We start from the raw sequence: 20,611 nt of genomic DNA, 5'->3' as shown, positions 1-20,611 counted from the left end.
GAGAGCCCGGACGCATTCAGAGTTCGTCCAGGTATTTTTCCGCGTCCAGTGCAGCCATGCAGCCAGAGCCTGCAGATGTAACCGCCTGCCGGTAGATATGATCGCTGACATCTCCGGCGGCGAAAACGCCCGGAACACTGGTCGCCGTCGCGTTGCCTTCGAGCCCGCTGCGAATCTTGATGTAGCCACCCGCCATTTCCAATTGTCCTTCGAAGATGTCCGTGTTGGGCTTGTGGCCAATGGCGATGAATACACCCTGGAGATCGTGCTGCGTGACTTCGCCGCTCTGAGTGTGTTTGACACGCATGCCGGTCACGCCCGCATCATCACCAACAATCTCCTCCAGAGTATGGTTCCAGAGCATGGTAACGTTACCGTTGCGTGCTTTTTCCAGCAGGCGGTCCTGAAGAATTTTTTCCGCTCGAAGCTGATCCCGGCGGTGAACCACCACCACTTCACTGGCAATGTTCGAGAGGTAAAGTGCTTCCTCCACCGCTGTGTTTCCGCCACCGATTACCGCCACCTTCTGATTTCGATAGAAGAACCCGTCGCAGGTGGCGCAGGCGCTCACGCCCCGGCCCATGAACGCTTCTTCGGAGGGCAGGCCCAAGTATTGCGCCGAGGCGCCGGTCGCGATCACCAGGGCATCGCAGGTATAGGTGTCACTGCCCTTGAGGGTGAACGGACGCTGGGACAGATCGCAGCTGTTGATGTGGTCGAAGATAATCTGGGTGTCGAAGCGCTCCGCGTGCTGCTGCATCTGCACCATCAGGTCCGGACCCTGCAAGTCAGGCACGCCGCCGGGCCAGTTCTCCACCTCGGTGGTGGTGGTGAGCTGTCCACCCTGCTGCATGCCGGTGATGATCACCGGATTGAGGTTGGCCCGGGCGGCGTAGATCGCCGCTGTGTAGCCGGCGGGGCCGGATCCGAGAATGATTAAGCGGTGATGCTTGGCTTCGCTCATTTCACCTTCCTGAGTATCTGGTTGTTTATGGACATCGAAGTTCTGGCAGAGTGCAGCGATGTGATTCGCCCTATTACACTACAGCTTCGCTAGCGGTGCTAATTGTATGCCCCAATTACTACGATTGTGAGCCGCTATTCAGTTTTTGATCCTGATAGATAATGCTTAAAAAACAAGCTGGCGTCAATTTTTAAAGTGGCTTCTAAGCCCATGATACTATTCGCTTTCCTGGCGCTGAATGTGTGTTATCGTAGCCCTATCTCAACCACGACCTGATCCCGTGTATTTCCCGTGTCATACGCTCCAGAGAGCGTGCTGCGCTGCCGGGAGTTCCATTCACCCCATTCATGTACCTGCTGTATAAAGGACATTCGCTTTGAAAGGCAACAGCTCAGCCAATGCGTCTCCAACCCTCAGTGGTGCCAGCCTGCGCATCAAGGAAGGCATGCTGATCGGCTTCGCCGCCGTCTGCCTTTACCTGCTGCTCGCCCTGATGAGTTACAACCCCGAGGATCCGGGTTGGTCCAGCACCGGCACCGGTGACGGGGTGGCCAATGTTGCCGGGCCCGCAGGCGCCTGGGTTGCTGACGTATTCCTCTCTCTTTTCGGCTATCTGTCTTATCTCTTTCCCTTCATGCTCGGCTACCAGGCCTGGCGTGTATTCAAGCTGCGCGACAGTGAAGAGGGTTTCGATGGCGTTCTGTTCAGTCTCAGAGCGGTGGGCCTCAGCCTGGTCATGGTGGCGGGTACGGGTCTGGCCTCGCTGCACTACGGCTCGCATCCATCTGAACTTCCGTTCTCCCATGGCGGGATCCTCGGGGCAGAAATCGCCGAGGCCGTGGAAGCGGCCCTGAGTTTTGTGGGCGGAACTCTGGTGCTTACCGCCATTTTCCTGTTCGGGATGACCATTTTTACGGATCTTTCCTGGCTGCGCCTGATGGACGCCATTGGCCGCTTCGCCCTCGCGCTCTGGCGCAAGGGGGTCGATCGCCTGCGCCGCTGGAAGCACGAACGGGAGGAGAGGCGTCAGGCCCGCCGCGCCCAGAAGGAGCGTCGCATAACAGTTGAGAAGCAGGTCGCCCGACAGGCCGAGCGAGTCCCTCCGACCATCGCCGAGGTCCCGAAAAAATCGACCCCCAGCGTTCGTGTACAGAAGGAGAAACAGGGCTCCCTGTTTGAAACCGGCACCGTCAGCGGTGAACTGCCCAAGATCAGCTTGCTGGATGCGGCGGACAAGCAGGACGACAAGGGTTATTCGAAGGAATCCCTGGAAGCCATGTCCCGTCTGCTGGAGCTCAAATTGCAGGATTTCGGCATCTCCGTGGAGGTGGTGTCGGTCCAGCCCGGGCCGGTGGTCACGCGCTTTGAAATCCAGCCCGCGCCGGGTGTGAAAGCCAGCCGCATCTCCAACCTGGCCAAGGATCTGGCGCGCTCCCTGGCTGTAATCAGCGTACGCGTGGTGGAGGTCATCCCGGGCAAATCGGTCATGGGTATCGAGATCCCCAACGAGCACCGGGAAATGGTGCGCCTCAGCGAAGTGCTCGCCTCCAGCCAGTACGAAAACGCCAAGTCCGCCCTGACCCTGGCCCTGGGGCACGACATTTCCGGCACGCCCATCATTGCAGACCTGGCCAAGATGCCCCACTTGCTGGTGGCCGGCACCACCGGCTCGGGGAAGTCGGTCGGCATTAACGTCATGTTGCTGAGCTTTCTCTACAAAGCCACGCCAAAGGAACTCCGGCTCATACTGGTCGACCCGAAAATGCTCGAGCTCTCGGTGTACGAGGGGATCCCCCACCTGCTTACGCCGGTGATTACCGACATGAAGGACGCCGCCAACGGCCTGCGCTGGTGCGTGGGTGAGATGGAGCGGCGCTACAAATTGATGGCCGCGCTGGGTGTCCGTAACCTGGCTGGCTTCAATCGCAAGATTGAAGAGGCACGCAAGGCCGGCAACCCCATCATGGACCCACTCTGGAACCCCGACGAGCATTTCGAAGCGGGCGAGGAGGTGGCCACCGCGCCGGAGCTGGACACTCTGCCCAATATTGTGGTGGTGATCGACGAATTTGCCGACATGATGATGATCGTCGGTAAGAAGGTGGAACAACTGATTGCGCGGATCGCTCAAAAAGCAAGAGCCGCCGGTATTCATCTGATTCTGGCCACGCAGCGGCCCTCGGTCGATGTGATTACCGGGTTGATCAAGGCCAACGTTCCCAGCCGAATCGCGTTTCAGGTCTCGTCCAAGGTGGACTCCCGAACGATTCTCGACCAGGGGGGGGCCGAGCAGTTGCTCGGGCACGGAGACATGCTGTATCTCCCGCCGGGCACCAGCGTGCCCCAGCGGGTTCACGGTGCCTTCGTGGACGATGCGGAGGTCCACCGGGTTGTTGCAGACTGGCAGCAGCGTGGCGAGCCCAACTACATCGACGGCATCGTGGACGAGAGCAACAACAGCATTCCGGTCCCGGGCATGGCGACCGAGTCCGACGGGGAGGGGGGAGACAGCGAGTCGGACCCCTTGTACGACGAAGCGGTGGAATTTGTCACCGAGTCACGCCGGGCATCCATTTCCTCGGTGCAGCGTAAACTGCGCATCGGCTACAACCGCGCAGCGCGGTTGATCGAGGCCATGGAACTGGCCGGCGTCGTGTCGGAAATGGGAGCCAATGGCAACCGGGAGGTGCTTGCGCCTCCGCCGCCAAAACGCTAACACACCACCCGAACTGTAACGGGACTCAAGCAATACAACGGACATTCTATGCACATCAAGCCCGCCATACTGGTTTTGAATCTGGCCTTGCTCGCAGTTCCCACAATGGCCGCGAACGACGACCCGCTGCTGGAGCTTCACCAGCTTCTTAGCCAGACCCGTTCCCTGCAGGGCGACTTTAGTCAGGTGACAACGGATCAGGACGGCGAGATTGTGGAGGAAAACACCGGGACCTTCGCCATCAAGCGTCCCGGACTGCTGCGCTGGCATATTGCCCAGCCATTTGAACAGCTTCTGGTCTCTGACGGTGAGAGCCTGTGGGTCTATGACCCGGACCTGGAGCAGGTGACCATCAACACCGTGGATGAGCAGATGCAGGAGAATTCCGCACTGCTGCTCAGCAGTGATCTCGAAAAGCTGAAAGCCAACTACCGGGTGGAGGACGTGCGCCGGAACAACGGAACAACAGTCTACGCACTTGTGCCTCTGGACTCCGGTAACGCCTTTGAAAAGCTGGAACTTGAATTCAAAGGCCAGCAGCCCGTGGGCTGGGAGTTGTACACCGCCCTCGGCGAGCAGTCCACCTTCAGCTTCGAAGACTTGAAGGTCAATCAGGATATTCCCGGCGATCTCTTCCGGTTCGAGCCGCCGGAAGGAGTCGACGTTCTCGATGAACGATGACCTGTTTGCCCGCCCGGAGGCGGGCTATCAGCCCCTGGCCGCGCGCATGCGGCCGCGACGGCTGAGTGATTTCGCCGGACAGGAGCACATACTCGGCCCCGGTAAGCCCCTCCGCGAAGCCCTCGACAAGGGCATTCTCCATTCCATGATCTTCTGGGGCCCACCCGGAGTCGGAAAGACCACGCTGGCCCGCATGGTGGCCGAGGTTGCGGACGCCCGCTTCGAGACCCTGTCGGCAGTTCTGGCGGGCGTTAAAGACATCCGCGCTGCCGTGGCAGTCGCCCAGCAGGAGCGGCAGGCCAGCGGCCGTAAAACCATCCTGTTCGTGGACGAGGTACACCGCTTCAACAAGGCGCAACAGGACGCGTTCTTGCCCTATGTGGAAGATGGTACAATTTTGTTTATCGGCGCCACCACGGAAAACCCCTCATTCGAGCTGAATAACGCACTCCTGTCCCGTTGTCGCGTATACGTGTTGCGCAGCCTGTCCCCGGAACACCTGCTGAAGCTTTTGCAAAAGGCGCTGCAGGATACCGAACGCGGGCTCGGGGGCCGCGCCATCGAGTTTGCTGAGGGGCAGCTCGACCTGGTGGCTCAGGCTGCGGACGGGGACGCCCGCACAGCGCTGAACCTCCTGGAGATTACCTCGGATCTCGCCCACGAAGAAGATGGCCGGTGGCGGGTCAGCGAAGCGACCGTGCGGGAAGCCCTGGGTGGCAATGTGCGTCGCTTCGACAAGGGCGGGGAATATTTTTACGATCAGATTTCCGCGATGCACAAGGCCGTCCGGGGTTCAGCTCCCGATGCCGCCCTGTACTGGTTTGCCCGGATGCTCGACGGCGGATGTGATCCGCTGTACCTGGCGCGGCGAATCGTACGCATGGCCAGCGAAGAGGTCGGCAATGCCGATCCCCGGGCACTGGAACTGGCTCTCAACGCCTGGCAGACCCAGGAACGCCTGGGCAGCCCCGAAGGGGAACTGGCCCTTGCGCAAGCCGTTCTGTACATCGCCGTTGCCGCCAAGAGCAATGCGGTTTATACAGCGTATAATGCGGCCCGCCGGGAAGTGGCTGAACTGCCAGGCTACGAAGTGCCGATGCATTTGCGCAATGCGCCCACGAAACTCATGAAGGGGCTGGGTTACGGAAAGGAGTACCGCTACGCCCACGACGAGCCCGAGGCCTACGCGGCGGGAGAGCACTACTTCCCGGAGGAAATGGACGAGCGCCGATATTATTTTCCGGTGGAACGGGGTCTGGAAACCCGGATTCGGGAGAAGCTCGCCTACCTGCGCTCGCTGGACGAGGCCCACGGAAGTTCGACTCGCGGCGAAAACGGAAACGGTTAGCCGGACACGCCCGAACAACAGAAGAAAGTGAAAGTATATGCAATGGCTGGCGGTTGCACTTGGGGGTGCGTTGGGGGCAATGGGGCGCTACGCGGTAGTGACCTGGCTCGTTCCTGTCGGGGCGCACCGCTTTCCCCTGGGGACACTGGTGGCAAATCTGGCCGGGAGTTTCTGCCTGGGGCTGGTCTACGTTTTGATTGTGGACCGGGGTTTGCTGGGGCCCGAGTGGCGCCTCGCGGTGATGACGGGCTTTCTCGGAGCGTTCACCACCTTCTCCGCCTTCTCGCTTGAAGCGGTTCAGCTATGGCAGCTGGGCCACGGCACCATGGCGACCGTTTATGTGCTTGCGAGTGTGCTTGGCTGTATTCTGGCCGCAGCGCTGGCCATTGCCCTGGCGTCCCGGCTTTTTACCTGAACCCGTTTTCATCACGATCTAAAAGCTGTCAATTGACTTAGCTTTCAACCAATTTCGTCATCAACCAACCAAAGCAGAGAGTTCAGATGCTTGATCCCAAACTGGTCCGAACAGAAGCGGAAGCCGTGGCCAAGGCCCTGGCATTGAAAGGTTATACCCTGGACCTGGATAAAATTCGCGAACTGGAAGGTGTCCGCAAAACCATTCAACAGAAGACCGAAGCCCTGCAGGCGGAGCGAAATCAGAAGTCGAAGGGAATCGGCAAGGCCAAGGCGGCGGGGGAGGACATCGAGCCCCTTCTGAAGGAGGTGGAGCATCTCAAAGCCGAGCTGGCCAATGCCGAAAAAGAGCTGAGTGATGTGCAACACCAGTGGGATCAGCTCATGGACGGCGTTCCGAACCTGCCGGCGGACGATGTTCCGGAGGGACGCAGCGAAGATGATAATGTGGAGATCCGCCGCTGGGGCGATCCGCGCCAGTTCGACTTCCCGGTGAAGGATCACGTGGACCTGGGCGAAGCCCTGGCTCAAATGGATTTCGAACTGGCGGCGAAACTGGCCGGTTCGCGCTTTGTAGTGATGCAACACCAGCTCGCCAAACTCCATCGAGCGCTCATTCAGTTCATGCTGGATCTTCATATCGAAGAGCACGGTTATCGGGAGATCTATGTCCCCTACATCGTGAACAAGGCCTCCATGTATGGCGTCGGCCAGTTGCCAAAATTCGAAGAGGACCTGTTCAAGCTTCGGGACGAACGGGAGTTCTATCTCATTCCCACGGCCGAGGCGCCCGTCACCAACGTCATGCGCGACGAGATTCTTCAGGACGCCAGCCAACTGCCTCTCAAATTCGTTTGTCATACACCCTGTTTCCGCAGCGAAGCAGGCAGCTACGGCAAGGACACCCGGGGCATGATTCGCCAGCACCAGTTCGAGAAAGTGGAGTTGGTGCAGTTTGTGAAGCCGGAAGACTCCGATGCGGCTCTGGAAGCCCTCACGACGCACGCCGAGACGATTTTGCAGCGCCTGGAACTGCCATACCGTGTAGTGATCCTGTGCGGCGGAGACCTGAGCTTCTCCTCGGCGCGCACCTACGATCTGGAGGTGTGGCTGCCGTCCCAGGACAGATACCGCGAAATTTCCTCCTGCAGCACCTTCCGCGATTTTCAGGCGCGGCGGATGAAGGCCCGCTACCGCAACCCGGAAACCGGCAAGCCCGAGTTGTTGCACACCCTGAACGGGTCCGGCCTGGCCATCGGTCGCACGCTGGTGGCGATCATGGAAAATTACCAGGAAGCAGACGGTTCGATCCGGGTCCCGGAAGCCCTGCGTAGTTACATGGGTGGCCTGGAGCTTATCCGCAAGGGCTGAACCGCCACACTCAGAGAATGTCACTTGGACTACTTACCACTGTTTTACAAGGTTGCAGGGCAGCACTGCCTGTTGGTGGGCGGCGGAGAGGTCGCGCTTCGCAAGGCTCAGTCCCTGATTCGTTCAGCAGCTCGTGTTCATGTGGTCTCCCCCGCGATCAGTAGCGAACTGGACGCTCTGGTCAGGCAGAACGGCGGCTCCTGCGAGCGTCGCGCCTTTGCCGCGGAAGACGTGGAGCGCTTTCGCCTGGTCATTGCCGCAACGGACAGTGAGCAGGTGAACGCCGCTGTGTCCAAAGCGGCCATGGACCAGGGCTGCCTGGTCAATGTGGTCGACAATCCCGAGCTCAGCAACTTCATCACTCCTGCAGTCATCGATCGCGATCCCCTTATCGTTGCCATCAGCAGTGGTGGTCAGGCGCCGGTCCTTGCCCGGCAGCTTCGGGCCCGGATCGAATCCCTTGTACCGGCGGCTTACGGCAGCCTGGCGAAGCTCGCAGGCAGGTATCGCGAGCGAGCGAAGCAGGTCTTTCAGTCAGCCCGCCAGCGCCGCCGCTTCTGGGAGAATGCCTTGCAGGGAGTTCCTGCTGAACTGGCCCTCAGCGGTAATCTGCCGGCTGCAGAGCGACTGGTGGAAGAGCAGTTGAGCAACCCGGATCGGATCGGCACTAGGGGAGAGGTGTACCTGGTGGGTGCCGGCCCGGGTGATCCGGATTTGCTTACGTTCCGTGCTTTGCGGTTGATGCAGCAGGCAGATGTGGTGCTCTATGATCGCCTCGTTTCTTCAGCGGTGCTTAACCTCGCGCGAAAGGACGCGGAGCGGGTTTACGTTGGTAAACGCCGCAGCGATCACCGCGTACCGCAAATGCAGATCAATCAGCTGCTGGTGGATCTGGCGAACCAAGGCAAGCGGGTCTTGCGCCTCAAGGGCGGCGATCCATTTATCTTCGGGCGCGGCGGCGAGGAGATCGAGAAACTGGCGGAGCAGGGCATTCCGTTCCAGGTGGTGCCGGGCATTACTGCGGCTTCCGGCTGCGCGAGTTATGCCGGCATTCCATTGACCCACCGTGACTACGCTCAATCGGTGCGCTTCATTACCGGGCATTTGAAAAACGGCAGCGCCAACGTGGAGTTTCCCGAGTTGCTCGACCCTCGTCAGACGCTGGTTTTCTATATGGGGCTCGTGGGGCTGCCTGATATTTGCCGGCGGCTGGTGGAACACGGGCGCGACCCGCGCACTCCCGCGGCACTGATCGAGAAAGGCACAACTGAAGAGCAGCGGGTTTTTGTGGCGACCATTGCGGACCTTGCCGAGAGGATTCGGGACGAGGATGTACATGGGCCCACGCTGCTCATCATCGGCGAAGTGGTCTTGCTTCATCACAAGCTCAACTGGTTCCAGCCGGTCGACGGGGGAGCCTGACAGCGCGGTTCGTCCGTATGCCTGTGGCGCCCGGCAAGTTTAAGCTCCATTAAGCTCCAAGTTATTCAGCGGCTTTCGCCGTGCGTCCCGGCACGGCTCTCGCAATCCACTCAAGCTCCGGTTAGTATCCCGGGTCATTTGGCGATGAGAGATTGGCAATGGCAGATTTCGATTACGACCTCTTTGTTATTGGCGCCGGCTCCGGCGGTGTTCGCGCCAGCCGGGTGGCTGCGCAACTGGGGGCTCGGGTAGCGGTAGCGGAAAGCCGCTATCTCGGCGGCACTTGCGTCAACGTCGGCTGCGTTCCCAAGAAACTGTTCATGTATGGGGCCCAGTTCAGCGAGGAATTCGCTGCCGCACCAGGGTTCGGCTGGCAACTCGGCGAAGTCGGTTTCGACTGGCCCACCCTGCGCGACAACAAGAACCGGGAAATCGAGCGGCTCAACAGCGTCTACGGCAATTTGCTGACAAACGCCGGCGTGGAACTCCATCGCGGGCACGCGCGCCTGATCGATGCCCAGCAGGTGGAGGTCGACGGGAAGTCCTTCTCCTGCCGTTACATCCTTATTGCGGCGGGTTCCTGGCCCTTTGTTCCGGACCTGCCTGGCGCGGAACACGCAATCACGTCAAACGAGGTGTTCTACCTGCCCGAACTCCCGAAGCGGGTAGCCGTCGTCGGCGCGGGCTATATCGCCCTGGAGTTTGCTAGCATTTTCAACGGTCTTGGAGTGATCACGCACCTCTTGCATCGGGGGCCCCGGCTGCTGCGCCACTTTGACGAGGACGTTGCCCAACATATTCAAAGCGAAATGAGTGCAAAAGGCGTACAGCTTCACCTGGAAACCGAAGTGCGGTCCATCACCCGGGATCAGCAAGGCCTGAAACTGCATTTGAGCGATGATAGTTTGTGTCGCGTGGATCAAGTCATGTTTGCCACGGGTCGCCGACCCATGACTGACGCTCTCGGGCTGGAGAACACCCGGGTTCGGTGCGACGAGCGCGGCGTCGTCCAGGTCAATCGCCAAAATCGCACGGATGAGCATTCCATTTACGCCATCGGCGATATCACCGGTGGCCCGGAACTGACACCCGTAGCCCTGGCGGAAGGAACGGCTCTGGCGCAACACCTGTTTGGCAATGGCAAGGGTATCGTGGACTACCGCAACGTGCCCACGGCGGTATTCACCCAGCCTAACGTTGCTACGGTCGGGCTCAGCGAGTCTGCAGCGAGGGAGGTTTGTACCAATGTTCGCGTTTACGAGACGGACTTCCGACACATCAAGCACACCCTGAGTGGTCTTACGGAGCGAACCTACATGAAGCTTGTTGTGGACGGGGATAGCGACCGGGTGCTCGGCTGTCACATGGTGGGCCATGAGGCCGGGGAGATCATACAGGGGCTTGCCGTGGCCATGCACGCGGGGGCCACCAAGGCGGATTTCGACAGCACTCTGGGTATTCACCCCACTGCGGCGGAAGAGTTCGTCACCATGCGCCAGGTAAGCCGGGAGTAACCGCCGGCCGGCACTTAAAAAAACAATAGAGGGCTTTTCGTCTTGTTGGAACTGGCGCTTCCGCTAACCGAGTACAGCAAATTCCTGATCGCGATGATTGCGATCGTGGATCCGCTGATGATACTACCCATCTATGTCCGAATTACCGCCCGGCTGTCCAGGACCGAGAACAAGCGACTGGCGCGGCAGGTTGCCTTCGCAACGACCACAGCGCTACTGATTTCACTTTTTCTCGGAGAAGACATTCTGCGCTTTTTTGGAATCAGCCTGCCATCATTCCGGATTGCCGGCGGGCTCTTGCTGCTGGTCATGGGGATGCAAATGATTTATGAAAGTACCACCAGCGAGCGCACTGCCGACTCGGAAATGGGGCAGGGGGTCAAGACCCAGGTGGTGGTGCCCATTGCCATTCCCTTGCTGGCAGGACCGGGCGCGTTCTCCACGGTGATCGTATTCAGTTTCCGCAGTAACCTGTGGGAGCATTACGCACTGATGATGGGGTGTCTCCTTATCATTGGCAGCATCATCTGGATCAGCCTGCGCATGGGCGGGAAGTTGCTGCGCAAGGTCGGGCCGACGGCCATTGCCATAAGCAACAAGGTTATGGGTTTGATCATTGTTGCGATTGCTGTGGAGTTTATTGCGGTCGGGATCAAACAGTTCGTCGCCGGCTGACCGGGCTAGTCAATCCGGATCCTATAATCATCCACTACCTGGCCGCCGATCAGGTGCTGCTGGATAATCTTCTCCAGAACTTCCGGGGTGCAGGAGTGGTACCACACGCCTTCGGGATAAACCACAGCGATAGGGCCGCCCTGACAAATCCTGAGGCAGTTGGCCTTGGTCCGCTGAACTGAAAACTGCAGTTCATCCTGCAACTCGTTGATTCGGCGTTTGAGGTAATCCCAGGATGCGAGGCCCGCCTCCCTGCTGCAGCACTTGGCTTCCGTTTGATCCGCGCAAAGAAAAATGTGCCTGCGAATGCGATTGAGGCGGAGGTTTTTCGCCTTTCGTTCAAGTGCGCGAATGTCCTCGGCGCTCAGTGGTAGATGCGTCATGGGTTCAGATCTTTGAGGTTGCAGTCGGGGTCGGCAGCCTGTTCGGGGGTAATTGGAATCTGGTTATTGAGCAAACGCCGCGCCTGCATATGGTCGGCCGGGCGATTGATGGAGTCCACCGCGTGCAGCCGTCCCTCCCTGAAGTAAAAGCAGGAGAATCGACGGGACTCAGGATCCCCCCGAAATACCAGTTGATCATGACCGTGGGAGATTCCCACCATCTGCAGTTTGACGTCGTACTGGTCGGACCAGAACCAGGGGTACTGACGGTAGGGCTTGCGTTGGTCGAGAATGCTGGCCGCAGCCGTCTTCGCCTGCTCGATCGCATTGTGCACAGACTCCAGCCGCAGACGCCGCTGCAGAAGCTCATTGGGGTGTTCGGCACAGTCCCCCGCGGCCACCACACGATCATTACTGGTCAGAGCAAACTCGTCCACTTGTATTCCGTTCTCACAATGGATTCCGGCGTCGGCCGCCAAACTCACGTTGGGCAGAATGCCTACGCCGATAATACAAAGCTCGGCCGGAACGATTTCGCCGTTGCTCAACCGCAACCCGGACAGCGCTCCGGATTCGCCTTCCAGGGCTGTGACTCCGTGTCCGAGGAGTATCCGGACTCCGTGTTCATCGTGAAGCGTCTGAAAAAAGCCCGAGATCTCCGGCGCTACGGCGCGGGCCATGACCCGGTCCTGGGTTTCCACCACGGTGACTGACTTGCCGAGTTGGGCGAGCATGGCCGCCGTTTCCAGGCCCACAAAGCCGGCACCGATCACGGCTACGTGGCGAACATCCGTGAGCCTCTCCCTGATTTGCTCCACATCTTCCACTGTGCGCAGATAGTGGACGCCCGCAAGATCGCTGCCAGGCAATTGCAGGCGGAATACGTGCGCCCCGGTGCAGAGAGCCAGACGGTCATAGTGGAGGACCTCACCGTTGCTCAGGTGCACGTCCTGCTTCTCCAGATCCAGCCGCACGGCCTGGGTTTGGGGGCGGATATGGATCTCGTTTTTTTGGTAAAAGCTCTCGGGCCGCAGCAGGAGGCGTTCGGCGGGAATTTCGCCGGCGAGGAATTTTTTCGACAGCGGCGGTCGCTGGTAGGGGAGGGAGTTTTCCTCACCGACCAAATCAATTCGGCCGGAAAAGCCCAGCTGGCGCAGGCTGTCGGCAAGCTGGCAGCCAGCCTGACCGGCGCCGACGATAACTACAGAGTTGACGTTGGAGTTCACAAGCGCATTGTCCCCTGGGAATGTTGGGCTTAAGTGTACGGGAGCCACAGGGTCCATGTGAAGCGGCGGCCCGAACATTGCTGTACCTGTATTCCCTTGCCGATTGGGGGCCGCTGTGCGGCGCCCATCAAGGTGTCTAACCTGGCTGCAGACCCGGAGGAAGGAAAGATGCGGATATTGGAGTGGTTGCTGCCGGACTGGTCCCGCACCTGCGCACCTGATCCGGCCCACAGCCACGGGCGCCGCTACACGCGTCGCTATCGAAAGAAGAAGGAGATTGTAAAATCGGTCTGGATTGGCTCGGGAATGGTGATGCTGGCCTTTCCGACTCTGCCGTTCATCGCCGCCCTGAGCCTGCTCACCACCTTCCTGTCTTTTGTCATACTGGACGAGACTCCCTGATCGGCGGTTGGACCCCACGAAAGTGGACCCATGAACGACCGCTCAGTGAAGCACTTCACATCGACATCATTTCCACCGCCCTCGGAGAAAACCGGTATCGCGCCGGCTGATCTCTGGCACAGTCCTTGACTTTCATTATGCATGAGCCCACACATTTTCCAGGAGAACGCCTATGACTTACCCGTTTGAGGACCAAACACACGCGAGCCAAACGGAGGCCGGTAGTAGCAGCGAGACGGAGGGCAATGGTGAGTTCCGCGCGGCTTACGGGGAAGAGCAGAGTCCGTTGAAAGAATGGGTCACAAAGGCTGAAATTACGATTATTGACCATCCCCTTGCCTCGGTGGGCATCGCCTTCGCAGCCGGCTGGTTGGGCGCGCGCTTGATCCGTTAGCTTTTCATCGAAGCGCGCGCGTCATAACAGCGCACGCACACCCAGAAACACGCTTACGCCAAACACCGCCAGCCCGATCATGACCAGCAAGCCGTCATTGGCTGTGAGCGCCAGTCCGAAGACCGACAGGGCTATGCCCGTGGTTGTATTGGCGAAAGGGACCAGTTCGAGAGGCGGCATGGTGAGGGCGATCACCAGGCACACCACCGCAATCACATACTCGGCCGGACCGCGGGTGAGCAGTTGCAGCCGTGGGTGCAGGGGGCGATCGATCCAGCGAGCGGGCTTCTGAAGAAACGACAGGGCCTTGGTGTACTTGCTGCGGGGTACTCGGCGGTTCAGCAAAAAAGCCGGGAGCCAGAAGTGCTTGTGCCCTGCGAGCAATTGCACTACGACCAGTAGCACAAGGACTGAAATTACACTCGGCAGCCCGGGAATTCCACTCAGGGGAGACGCGGGAATGACGCCGAACAACAGCAGAACGGGACCGAAGGAGCGCCGTCCCACGGCGTCCAGCATATCCCCGACGCTGACGCTGTCGCCAGCACAGGTGTTTTCCTTCAATCGTTCCAGCAGCTGTTCCAGGTTATGGGGCTGCTCCTGATCCTGAACCGCCAATCTGTATTCACCTCCAGGTACCGGCTGTATTCACCTCCAGGTACCGGGCCCATTGTGGCAGATGCCATTCGGCGCCTCTCGATGAAGATAACAGACGATGCAGAAAACAGACCAGCCTCGACGGGACTAATGGCGTAGGCATTGCTGGTAAACCACCTTTTTCGCACGATAATCGGGGGAGGTACTCCATGGATCGCGAATCGGAAGCCCTTCACAAATTGCTGTGGATCCTGAGCAAAGGCAATGAATTTTACCGGGACGCACGGGAGCGGATCCAGGACCGGGATCTGGCCACCTTCTTCTCGCGCAATCTCGCCGAGCGGGAGCGCATCGAGCGACAGCTTCGGCCCTTCGCGAGCCTCGCAGAAGTGGAGTCCATTAACGACGAAGACATTGACCTCGAACTGCGACTGGAAGAATACCGCAGCCGGCTTCTGGCCGCTCTCAACGACAACGATGCTTACGTTTACATCGATCACCTCGGTGAGCTGGAAGAGCGCTCCGTGGTCGCGTATCGCGAGGCGCTCGCCAGCGCGGAAGGTGACGACCTTCGCGAGGCACTCTCGGACCTCAAGCCGGAGTTTGAACAGATGCTCGACCGGGCCCGTGCAGCGCGCGGAGCGGCGGGCCATCGGGAGAGTCCCACAACACTCGCCACCAGGTTCATGCGCTGAAGTGCCTTCAGCGCATGGCGGGGCACCGGGGTGAATCGTTCCGGCGGCCCGCCCGAGAAGTCACTGCATCGGTCGCAACGCCACCTTCAGCCAGCCCGGCTTGCGGGTGTCGAATGCCTGGTATGCACCAATCACCGAGTCCATGGCTTCATGCTGACTGAGAACCTCCACCGGATCCACTACGCCGGACCGGACAAGCTCCACAAGCTTGGGAATGTATTTTCGGTGGTTGCAGTTGCCCATGCGTATTGTCAGGTTCCGGTTCATGGCCCGACCGATCGGGAAGGTCATATCCGCAGGCGGATAGACCCCGATGATGGCGAGCGTCCCGGCCTTGGCAAGCGCTTCGACGGCCCACCGCTGCGCCTGGGAAGGGGCGCTTCCCGGCTTCCACAGATCACCTTGCGGAGCCTGTTCAGGAGCGGCCGCCCGTCGCTCGGGGGCGAAGGTTTCGTCCTGAGACTTCGCGGGCCCGTGATGGGCGTGCTCCGCGTCCACCCCGACCGCGTCAATGCCACAGTCCACACCGATGCCGCCAGTAAGTGAACGAATTTTCTCCACCGGGTCTTCGGCATTGAAATCGATGACTTCGGCGCCCTGGCGACGGGCCATCTCCAGTCGATCGGGCACGGAGTCCACAGCGAAGATGAGCCCCGCGTCCATGTGTTTCGCGGAGGCGATGGCAAACTGACCCACGGGGCCGCAACCGAATACGGCGACCGTATGCCCGGGTTTGATGTCCGCCAGGTCGGCGCCGAAATACCCGGTGGGGAAGATATCCGAAAGGAGTATGGCCTGATCGTCGGTGATATCGTCGGGCAGTTTGCAGAGGTTGACGGCGGCCATGGGGATGCGCGCCTTCTCCGCCTGCAAACCATCAAAGGGGCCGGTCGACTCCGGGCCGCCATAGAATGCCGTTCCAGCCTGGTTACCGTGAGGGTTCGCGTTGTCGCATTGGGAGTAATAGCCGGCACGACAGTATGCACAGAAGCCACAGGCGATGGTGGAGGGGATGACAACCCGATCGCCCACCTCCAGGTTACGCACGTCCGGGCCCAGCTTTTCCACTACTCCGACGCCTTCGTGGCCGAGTATCGTGCCTTCCTTCATGCCCGGCATCGTACCTCGAATAAAGTGGAGGTCGGTGCCGCAGATGGCGCTGGTGGTGAGGCGGACGATTGCATCGCCGCTCTCCTGAATCTGAGGCTCGGGAACTTCGTCCAGGCGAATGTCGCCCAGGCCGTGAAAAACAACCGCTTTCATAGGTCTCCTCCTGATGATCGACGGCGGATGAAAGTGGCGAGGTGTCGCAAACAGGGTGCCATCCGACCGCCTCGTGCAAGTGGGAATCGAAAATGCAGGCTTCATCCCACCCTCGGTTTGGAACCGCCAGGCTTGCTTACAGGAGGTCGCTATGAAGCAGTCAATCGTATCCATCGTCGCAACCATTACCCTCTCAGCAACAATGTTCTGTGCACCCGTACTGGCGCAGCAAAATGGAGGAAGCCGTCCTGGAGGACCACCTGCGCAGGGGGAGGGACAGACGCCCAGTCAGGAGCTGATGGAGCAGAATCGCGATCAGATCGAACAGCAGCGGCAGGCTCAGCGGCCCGGTGCGAGTGCAGGGTCTCAGCCGCAATCCCAGGAGCGGATGCAGCAGCGCATGCAGGAGATGAGTCAGATGATGGACCGGATCCACCAGACGGATGACCCCCAGGAGCGCCAGGACCTGCTGCGCCAACATCGGGAAGCGATGCAGCAGAACATGCAGATGATGAACCGGGGGGCGCCTCAGCGGGGTGGTGGCATGGGCGCGATGCCGACGGAGCAACGCCTGGAGATGATGCAAAACCGCATGGAGATGATGCAGCAGATGATGAACCAGATGATGCAGAACCAGGCTGCGGAAGCGGAAGCCGAATCGCCGTGACCACGAACGGTTTCAGCTGACTGCAGCGGACCAGGAGGGGCCAGGCCCGTCACTGGTCCCGGTATCCTTTGACGGGGCTTTCCTCACCGATTTGTTCGCCGTTGCGCCAGGTGTTGGGGCACAGGGGGTGAATGTAAATGGACGGGTCGTCCGCGATGCCGTACTGAATGTCATCCACTGCCTGTCCCTGGGGCGGGTTGAGTCCGGCGGCGGTCCGGATGCGCTTGGCAATTTCGTGATCCGCGCAGGGGGTGTCGCCGCTCACACCCAAACCGCCCACTTTTGTCTTGTCCTTGTAGAGCGCGAGTCCGCCGCCAAAGGTGATCACACCGCCGCATACTTCGCCCACGCCGCGGTCGGGGTCTTCCGGAGTGCCGAGGCAATCACTCTTGAACGGGTTGCCGTTGGCGGCACCGAAAAGAGAATGGCCCGGTTGGCTCATGGTGTAGAGACGCGCCGTGGAAAGGGGCATCAGATCGGTGCTGAAGGCATTGGCTGTAAATGCCTTGGCCTTCGCGATGTTGATTGAACCGGGCCAGGCTGCGGCGGCGTCGTCCATAGACACGGCCATTGCACACAGTTCTCCCTGCCGGTTCACCACCGCTGCCCACTCCTGGCGGCCACTGAACAGCCCGCCGGCCTCCCCCTCGTCGGGAACTTCCCGCAACCAGGCTGCCAGTTGCGCCGTGTCCGGTAGTTCATCGCAACCCAGAGCCTGCTCCCCCAGGGCCATCTCCGTCGATTCGCCTTCCTGGTACCCGGCGGGTCCGCTACGCTGGCGCTCTCCATCGGTCCGCCCGCTGTCGCAGCCGAGCAGCGCAAGCGCACTGCAGCAAAGGGTGGCCACGAGGAGGGCGGTCGGTGAATCTGTCATGGTGGGTACCTCGTCCTTGCTGTTGCGGGTTTCTGCCTCGCTCCTGCCCGGTTCTGTCAGGGCTTTGCAGGTTCAAGCTCTGTTCTGAGCGAGGTGATGTAGGCCGTGAGCTTCCACATCTGTTCGGTGGAAAGCATGGTTCCCCAGGCCGGCATGCCGTGAGGTCGCCCTTCGGCGATGGAGGCAAAAATATGGGCCGGAGATTCACCGTGGAGCCAGACCTGGTCGCGCAAGCTGGGGCCCATGCCGCCACCGGCGCGCCCCCCGTGGCAACCGTAGCAATTGAACTGCACGAACAGATCGCGACCTTCGCGAATCGCAACCGGGTCATCGGCATAGGGGTTTTGCGGTAACTCTGGCGCGGGCGCCGTTCCGGGCAGCGGGCCCTGAAAACTGTCGATGTGCGGTGCGGTGCCCACGGCATTGGCGCCGCTGGAGGCAGGGCGTTCACAACCGGCGCCTGCCGCGATGCTGGCCGTGACCGCGAGTATCCCGAAGGCGCGCTTCCAGCTTGTACGCGTGTGGCCGTCGGCCAGCCATTGACGGGGAACAATCCGGTGGCGCAGCGGGCCCGGGATCAACCTGCTAGAGTCCGAACACATACAGCACACCTCCAGGAGCTGTATTCCTGGGCAACTCCGTCATTGCGCCCATGGCTCCAAGCATCGCATAGGGATCGTCGGTGGAAGTCGAAGGAAACGCGGCCGCCCCCATCCAGCCGCCCACGCCGGCGTAGAGCGCAACATACTGCCGCCCGTCCGGGCCCAGGTAGGTCATGGGATTGCTGATAACTCCCGAGGCCAGTTTGAACTTGTAGAGTTCGGTACCGTTGCGCGCATCGGCCACCTTGAACCAGCCGTCCATGGTTCCGAAAAACACCAGATCTCCCGCAGTTACGAGGGTGCCGCTGTACATGGGAAACTTCTCGTCCTTGATTCCCCAGACCTTTTTACCCGCCACCGGGTCCCAGGCCACCAGTTCCCCCTGATACCCTCCGGGCCCGATCTTCATTCTTACTTCGGCACCCAGGTAGGGCGTGCCGGCGATGTAACTCACCTCGATGGGCTCAAAATCCATGCAAGTATTGTGGGCCGGGATGTAGACGAGCCCGGTCCGTGGGGAAAAGGACGCGGGGTTAAACTCCTTTCCGCCGGTGGAGGAGGGGCAGATGTCCCGCGTGACTTCACCGAAATGCGGTCGCTTTTCCGGATTCTCCCGGGGTAGACCCGTTTCCAGATCGAAGCCGTCCGCCCAGTTGGTGGACGGCACGAACTTTTCCGCCGAGAGCAGCTCTCCAGTTTCCCGATCCAGGACGAAGACAAAACCGGTGCGTCCCGGATGGATCAGCAGTTTGCGTTTTTCCCCGTTGAACTCCATGTCCACCAGGATGTTTTCCATGATCTCGTCGTAATCCCAGGCGTCATGTGGAGAGATCTGGTAGGCCCAACGCGCCATGCCCGTGTCGGGGTCCCGTGCAATGATGGAGGAGGACCACTTGTTGTCCCCCTTGCGTTTGTCCGGGTTCCAGACGCCGGGATTGCCCGTTCCGTAATAGATCAGATCCAGTTCCGGGTCATAGGAAACCCATCCCCAGACTGTAGAACCACCCAATTGCCATTCATCGCCGGGCCAGGTGGTTGCGCCAAGGTCCTTGCCCTGATCTTTCCGATACCAGGGTTTGAAGTTCTCGCCGATAAGAACCTCCTCGTCGGGGCCGGTGTTATAGGCAGTCCAGACCTCCTCCCCGGTTTCGATATTGAGCGCCAGTATTTTTCCGCGCACACCCAACTCGCCGCCCGAGTTGCCCACGATCAGCTTGTCCTTGACCACCAGTGGGGCCATGGTGGTGGTCTCGCCGCGATTGATTTCGCCCACCTTGGTCCGCCAGATTTCCTCGCCGGTTTCCGCGTCCACCGCCACCGTATGGGCGTCCAGTGTGTTGTACATGATCTTGCCGTCCGCGTAGGAGGCACCCCGGTTCACCACATCGCAGCAGGCGACTCCCACCGATTGGGGGTTCGGGTGGGGTTCGTAAATCCACTTGAGAGCTCCGCTGGGCTCGGTGAGGTCGATGGCAATCAGGTTGTTGGGGAACGGGGTGACCACGTACATCGTGTGGCCCACAACCAGGGGCGATCCCTCATGCCCCTGCGGCACGCCAGTGGACATGGTGGTTATGGGTTTCAGGCGTGAAGCGTTGGAGGTATTGATCTGCCCCAAAGGACTGTAGCGGGTGTTGGCGTAGTCGCCGGCAGGCAGGTGCCATTCGCCCTTGGGAAGAGGGGTGATGAGCTCGACGCCTTGCTTGTAATGACGGCTCTCCACGTGACCGCGGATCTCCGGAGGCTGCGTCTCGTCCTGGGAGTGGGAGAGGGCGCTGACCAACATGAGAACCGCGAGGGTGGGGCGGATAGCTCTTTGGGGCATTTGTTTCTCTCCTTTTGCTGATTCCGGCTGGCTATTCCAGGGTGTAGAGGTACGCGGCGATATGACGCGCCTGCTTTTCACTGGCGCCGACTGGTGGCATGGCGGTGAGCGGGTCCACTTGTTGTGGATTGAGGATCCATAGCACCAGATTCTGCTCGGAATTAGGCAGGCGCCCAGTGATGTAAGTCCTGCGGGAGAAGAAGTCCAGAGGTGGGCCCACGACGCCTCTCGCGGATCGGATGCCGGGAATGGTGTGACAACTGCCGCAGCCAAACTCGCGAATCAGGGCGGCGCCTTGCCGGGGGTCCCCCGTGGTTCGCATATCCTCACCGGGTGGCGCGCCTCCACCGGTACAACCACCTGTGGCTGCAACACCGAGCAATAGCAGAGCGGCGCCACGCAAAATCATCTCAGGTCTCGCATCCAGCAAGCATATAGGTCATCCCGCCCGGCAAAAAATATCTGCGTCGGTGTGCCGGGCAAACCAGAAAAAGCGGTTATGGTGCCGGTACCGCTCCTGTGTCGATACAGCAGAGCAAAGTTCGTTCCCGCGGGAGGGAGCCTGCTGGCGACCTGTA

The 20,611-nt window shown here is 60.2% G+C and carries 21 protein-coding genes; 12 read left to right on the top strand and 9 right to left on the bottom strand.

The window, feature by feature from the left end; all coding sequences use genetic code 11:
- Positions 1 to 16 precede the first annotated feature (16 nt).
- Positions 17 to 964, bottom strand: coding sequence for a thioredoxin-disulfide reductase (gene trxB, locus ACURWW_RS01180; protein WP_445615183.1), 948 nt, complete (start codon positions 962 to 964; stop codon positions 17 to 19).
- A gap of 376 nt (positions 965 to 1,340) precedes the next feature.
- Between trxB and ACURWW_RS01175 the strand changes: the two genes are divergently transcribed.
- The 8 genes from ACURWW_RS01175 to ACURWW_RS01140 all read left to right on the top strand — a co-directional run bounded on the left by ACURWW_RS01175 (position 1,341) and on the right by ACURWW_RS01140 (position 11,105).
- A complete protein-coding gene (locus ACURWW_RS01175) occupies positions 1,341 to 3,680 on the top strand; it encodes a DNA translocase FtsK (RefSeq protein ID WP_445615182.1) in 2,340 nt (779 codons plus the stop codon).
- A 48-nt stretch (positions 3,681 to 3,728) separates the two neighbouring features.
- Entirely contained in the window at positions 3,729 to 4,361 is a 633-nt protein-coding gene (gene lolA, locus ACURWW_RS01170; protein ID WP_445615181.1) for an outer membrane lipoprotein chaperone LolA, read from the top strand.
- On the top strand, positions 4,351 to 5,709 hold the full coding sequence (locus tag ACURWW_RS01165; RefSeq protein WP_445615180.1) for a replication-associated recombination protein A: 1,359 nt from the start codon (positions 4,351 to 4,353) through the stop codon (positions 5,707 to 5,709). The genes lolA and ACURWW_RS01165 overlap by 11 nt, the downstream gene beginning before the upstream one ends.
- A gap of 37 nt (positions 5,710 to 5,746) precedes the next feature.
- Entirely contained in the window at positions 5,747 to 6,124 is a 378-nt protein-coding gene (gene crcB, locus ACURWW_RS01160; RefSeq protein ID WP_445615179.1) for a fluoride efflux transporter CrcB, read from the top strand.
- An 86-nt stretch (positions 6,125 to 6,210) separates the two neighbouring features.
- Positions 6,211 to 7,494 carry a serine--tRNA ligase gene (gene serS, locus ACURWW_RS01155; RefSeq protein ID WP_445615178.1) on the top strand — a complete coding sequence of 428 codons (1,284 nt, stop codon included), beginning with the start codon at positions 6,211 to 6,213 and terminating at the stop codon, positions 7,492 to 7,494.
- Positions 7,495 to 7,518: 24 nt separating this feature from the next.
- The gene (gene cysG, locus ACURWW_RS01150) at positions 7,519 to 8,916 is read left to right on the top strand and encodes a siroheme synthase CysG (protein ID WP_445615177.1); all 1,398 of its coding nucleotides are present in this window, start codon (positions 7,519 to 7,521) and stop codon (positions 8,914 to 8,916) included.
- 158 nt (positions 8,917 to 9,074) lie between these two features.
- Positions 9,075 to 10,430: a glutathione-disulfide reductase gene (gene gorA, locus ACURWW_RS01145; RefSeq protein WP_445615176.1), complete on the top strand. Its 1,356-nt coding sequence runs from the start codon at positions 9,075 to 9,077 to the stop codon at positions 10,428 to 10,430.
- Between the two features lie 42 nt (positions 10,431 to 10,472).
- Positions 10,473 to 11,105 (top strand): MarC family protein, encoded by a 633-nt coding sequence (locus ACURWW_RS01140; RefSeq protein WP_445615175.1) that lies wholly within the window; start codon positions 10,473 to 10,475, stop codon positions 11,103 to 11,105.
- Positions 11,106 to 11,110: 5 nt separating this feature from the next.
- Here ACURWW_RS01140 and ACURWW_RS01135 read toward each other — a convergent pair whose 3' ends face one another.
- Positions 11,111 to 11,488, bottom strand: a complete 378-nt coding sequence (locus tag ACURWW_RS01135) for a (2Fe-2S) ferredoxin domain-containing protein (RefSeq protein WP_445615174.1) — start codon at positions 11,486 to 11,488, stop codon at positions 11,111 to 11,113.
- Complete coding sequence (locus ACURWW_RS01130; RefSeq protein WP_445615173.1) at positions 11,485 to 12,714, bottom strand: NAD(P)/FAD-dependent oxidoreductase; 1,230 nt, start codon at positions 12,712 to 12,714, stop codon at positions 11,485 to 11,487. The genes ACURWW_RS01135 and ACURWW_RS01130 overlap by 4 nt, the downstream gene beginning before the upstream one ends.
- A gap of 168 nt (positions 12,715 to 12,882) precedes the next feature.
- On the opposite strand from ACURWW_RS01130, the gene ACURWW_RS01125 reads away from it, so the two are divergent.
- Both ACURWW_RS01125 and ACURWW_RS01120 read left to right on the top strand, forming a co-directional pair.
- Positions 12,883 to 13,116 (top strand): hypothetical protein, encoded by a 234-nt coding sequence (locus ACURWW_RS01125; RefSeq protein WP_445615172.1) that lies wholly within the window; start codon positions 12,883 to 12,885, stop codon positions 13,114 to 13,116.
- 172 nt (positions 13,117 to 13,288) lie between these two features.
- Positions 13,289 to 13,510, top strand: a complete 222-nt coding sequence (locus tag ACURWW_RS01120) for a hypothetical protein (RefSeq protein WP_445615171.1) — start codon at positions 13,289 to 13,291, stop codon at positions 13,508 to 13,510.
- Positions 13,511 to 13,531: 21 nt separating this feature from the next.
- Here ACURWW_RS01120 and ACURWW_RS01115 read toward each other — a convergent pair whose 3' ends face one another.
- Complete coding sequence (locus ACURWW_RS01115; protein ID WP_445615170.1) at positions 13,532 to 14,128, bottom strand: exopolysaccharide biosynthesis protein; 597 nt, start codon at positions 14,126 to 14,128, stop codon at positions 13,532 to 13,534.
- 188 nt (positions 14,129 to 14,316) lie between these two features.
- Here ACURWW_RS01115 and ACURWW_RS01110 point away from each other — a divergent pair, with 188 nt between their 5' ends.
- Entirely contained in the window at positions 14,317 to 14,802 is a 486-nt protein-coding gene (locus tag ACURWW_RS01110) for a DUF2383 domain-containing protein (protein ID WP_445615169.1), read from the top strand.
- A gap of 60 nt (positions 14,803 to 14,862) precedes the next feature.
- Here the strand turns inward: ACURWW_RS01110 and ACURWW_RS01105 are convergent, their stop codons facing one another.
- Positions 14,863 to 16,065, bottom strand: a complete 1,203-nt coding sequence (locus tag ACURWW_RS01105) for a zinc-dependent alcohol dehydrogenase (RefSeq protein ID WP_445615168.1) — start codon at positions 16,063 to 16,065, stop codon at positions 14,863 to 14,865.
- Between the two features lie 151 nt (positions 16,066 to 16,216).
- Between ACURWW_RS01105 and ACURWW_RS01100 the strand changes: the two genes are divergently transcribed.
- A complete protein-coding gene (locus tag ACURWW_RS01100) occupies positions 16,217 to 16,732 on the top strand; it encodes a hypothetical protein (protein WP_445615167.1) in 516 nt (171 codons plus the stop codon).
- 49 nt (positions 16,733 to 16,781) lie between these two features.
- Here the strand turns inward: ACURWW_RS01100 and ACURWW_RS01095 are convergent, their stop codons facing one another.
- The 4 genes from ACURWW_RS01095 to ACURWW_RS01080 are packed head-to-tail and all read right to left on the bottom strand — an operon-like array spanning position 16,782 to position 20,355.
- Positions 16,782 to 17,606 carry a GlcG/HbpS family heme-binding protein gene (locus ACURWW_RS01095; protein WP_445615166.1) on the bottom strand — a complete coding sequence of 275 codons (825 nt, stop codon included), beginning with the start codon at positions 17,604 to 17,606 and terminating at the stop codon, positions 16,782 to 16,784.
- Positions 17,607 to 17,662: 56 nt separating this feature from the next.
- Positions 17,663 to 18,208, bottom strand: a complete 546-nt coding sequence (locus ACURWW_RS01090) for a c-type cytochrome (RefSeq protein WP_445615165.1) — start codon at positions 18,206 to 18,208, stop codon at positions 17,663 to 17,665.
- Positions 18,192 to 20,033, bottom strand: a complete 1,842-nt coding sequence (locus ACURWW_RS01085) for a methanol/ethanol family PQQ-dependent dehydrogenase (RefSeq protein WP_445615164.1) — start codon at positions 20,031 to 20,033, stop codon at positions 18,192 to 18,194. The genes ACURWW_RS01090 and ACURWW_RS01085 overlap by 17 nt, the downstream gene beginning before the upstream one ends.
- 31 nt (positions 20,034 to 20,064) lie before the next feature.
- Positions 20,065 to 20,355: a c-type cytochrome gene (locus ACURWW_RS01080; RefSeq protein WP_445615163.1), complete on the bottom strand. Its 291-nt coding sequence runs from the start codon at positions 20,353 to 20,355 to the stop codon at positions 20,065 to 20,067.
- Positions 20,356 to 20,611: the final 256 nt, after the last annotated feature.

It is taken from the genome of Gilvimarinus sp. F26214L (assembly GCF_054401055.1).
The sequence above is the reverse complement of the archived record's forward strand: the minus strand, read 5'-3'. Positions and strand labels throughout refer to the sequence as shown.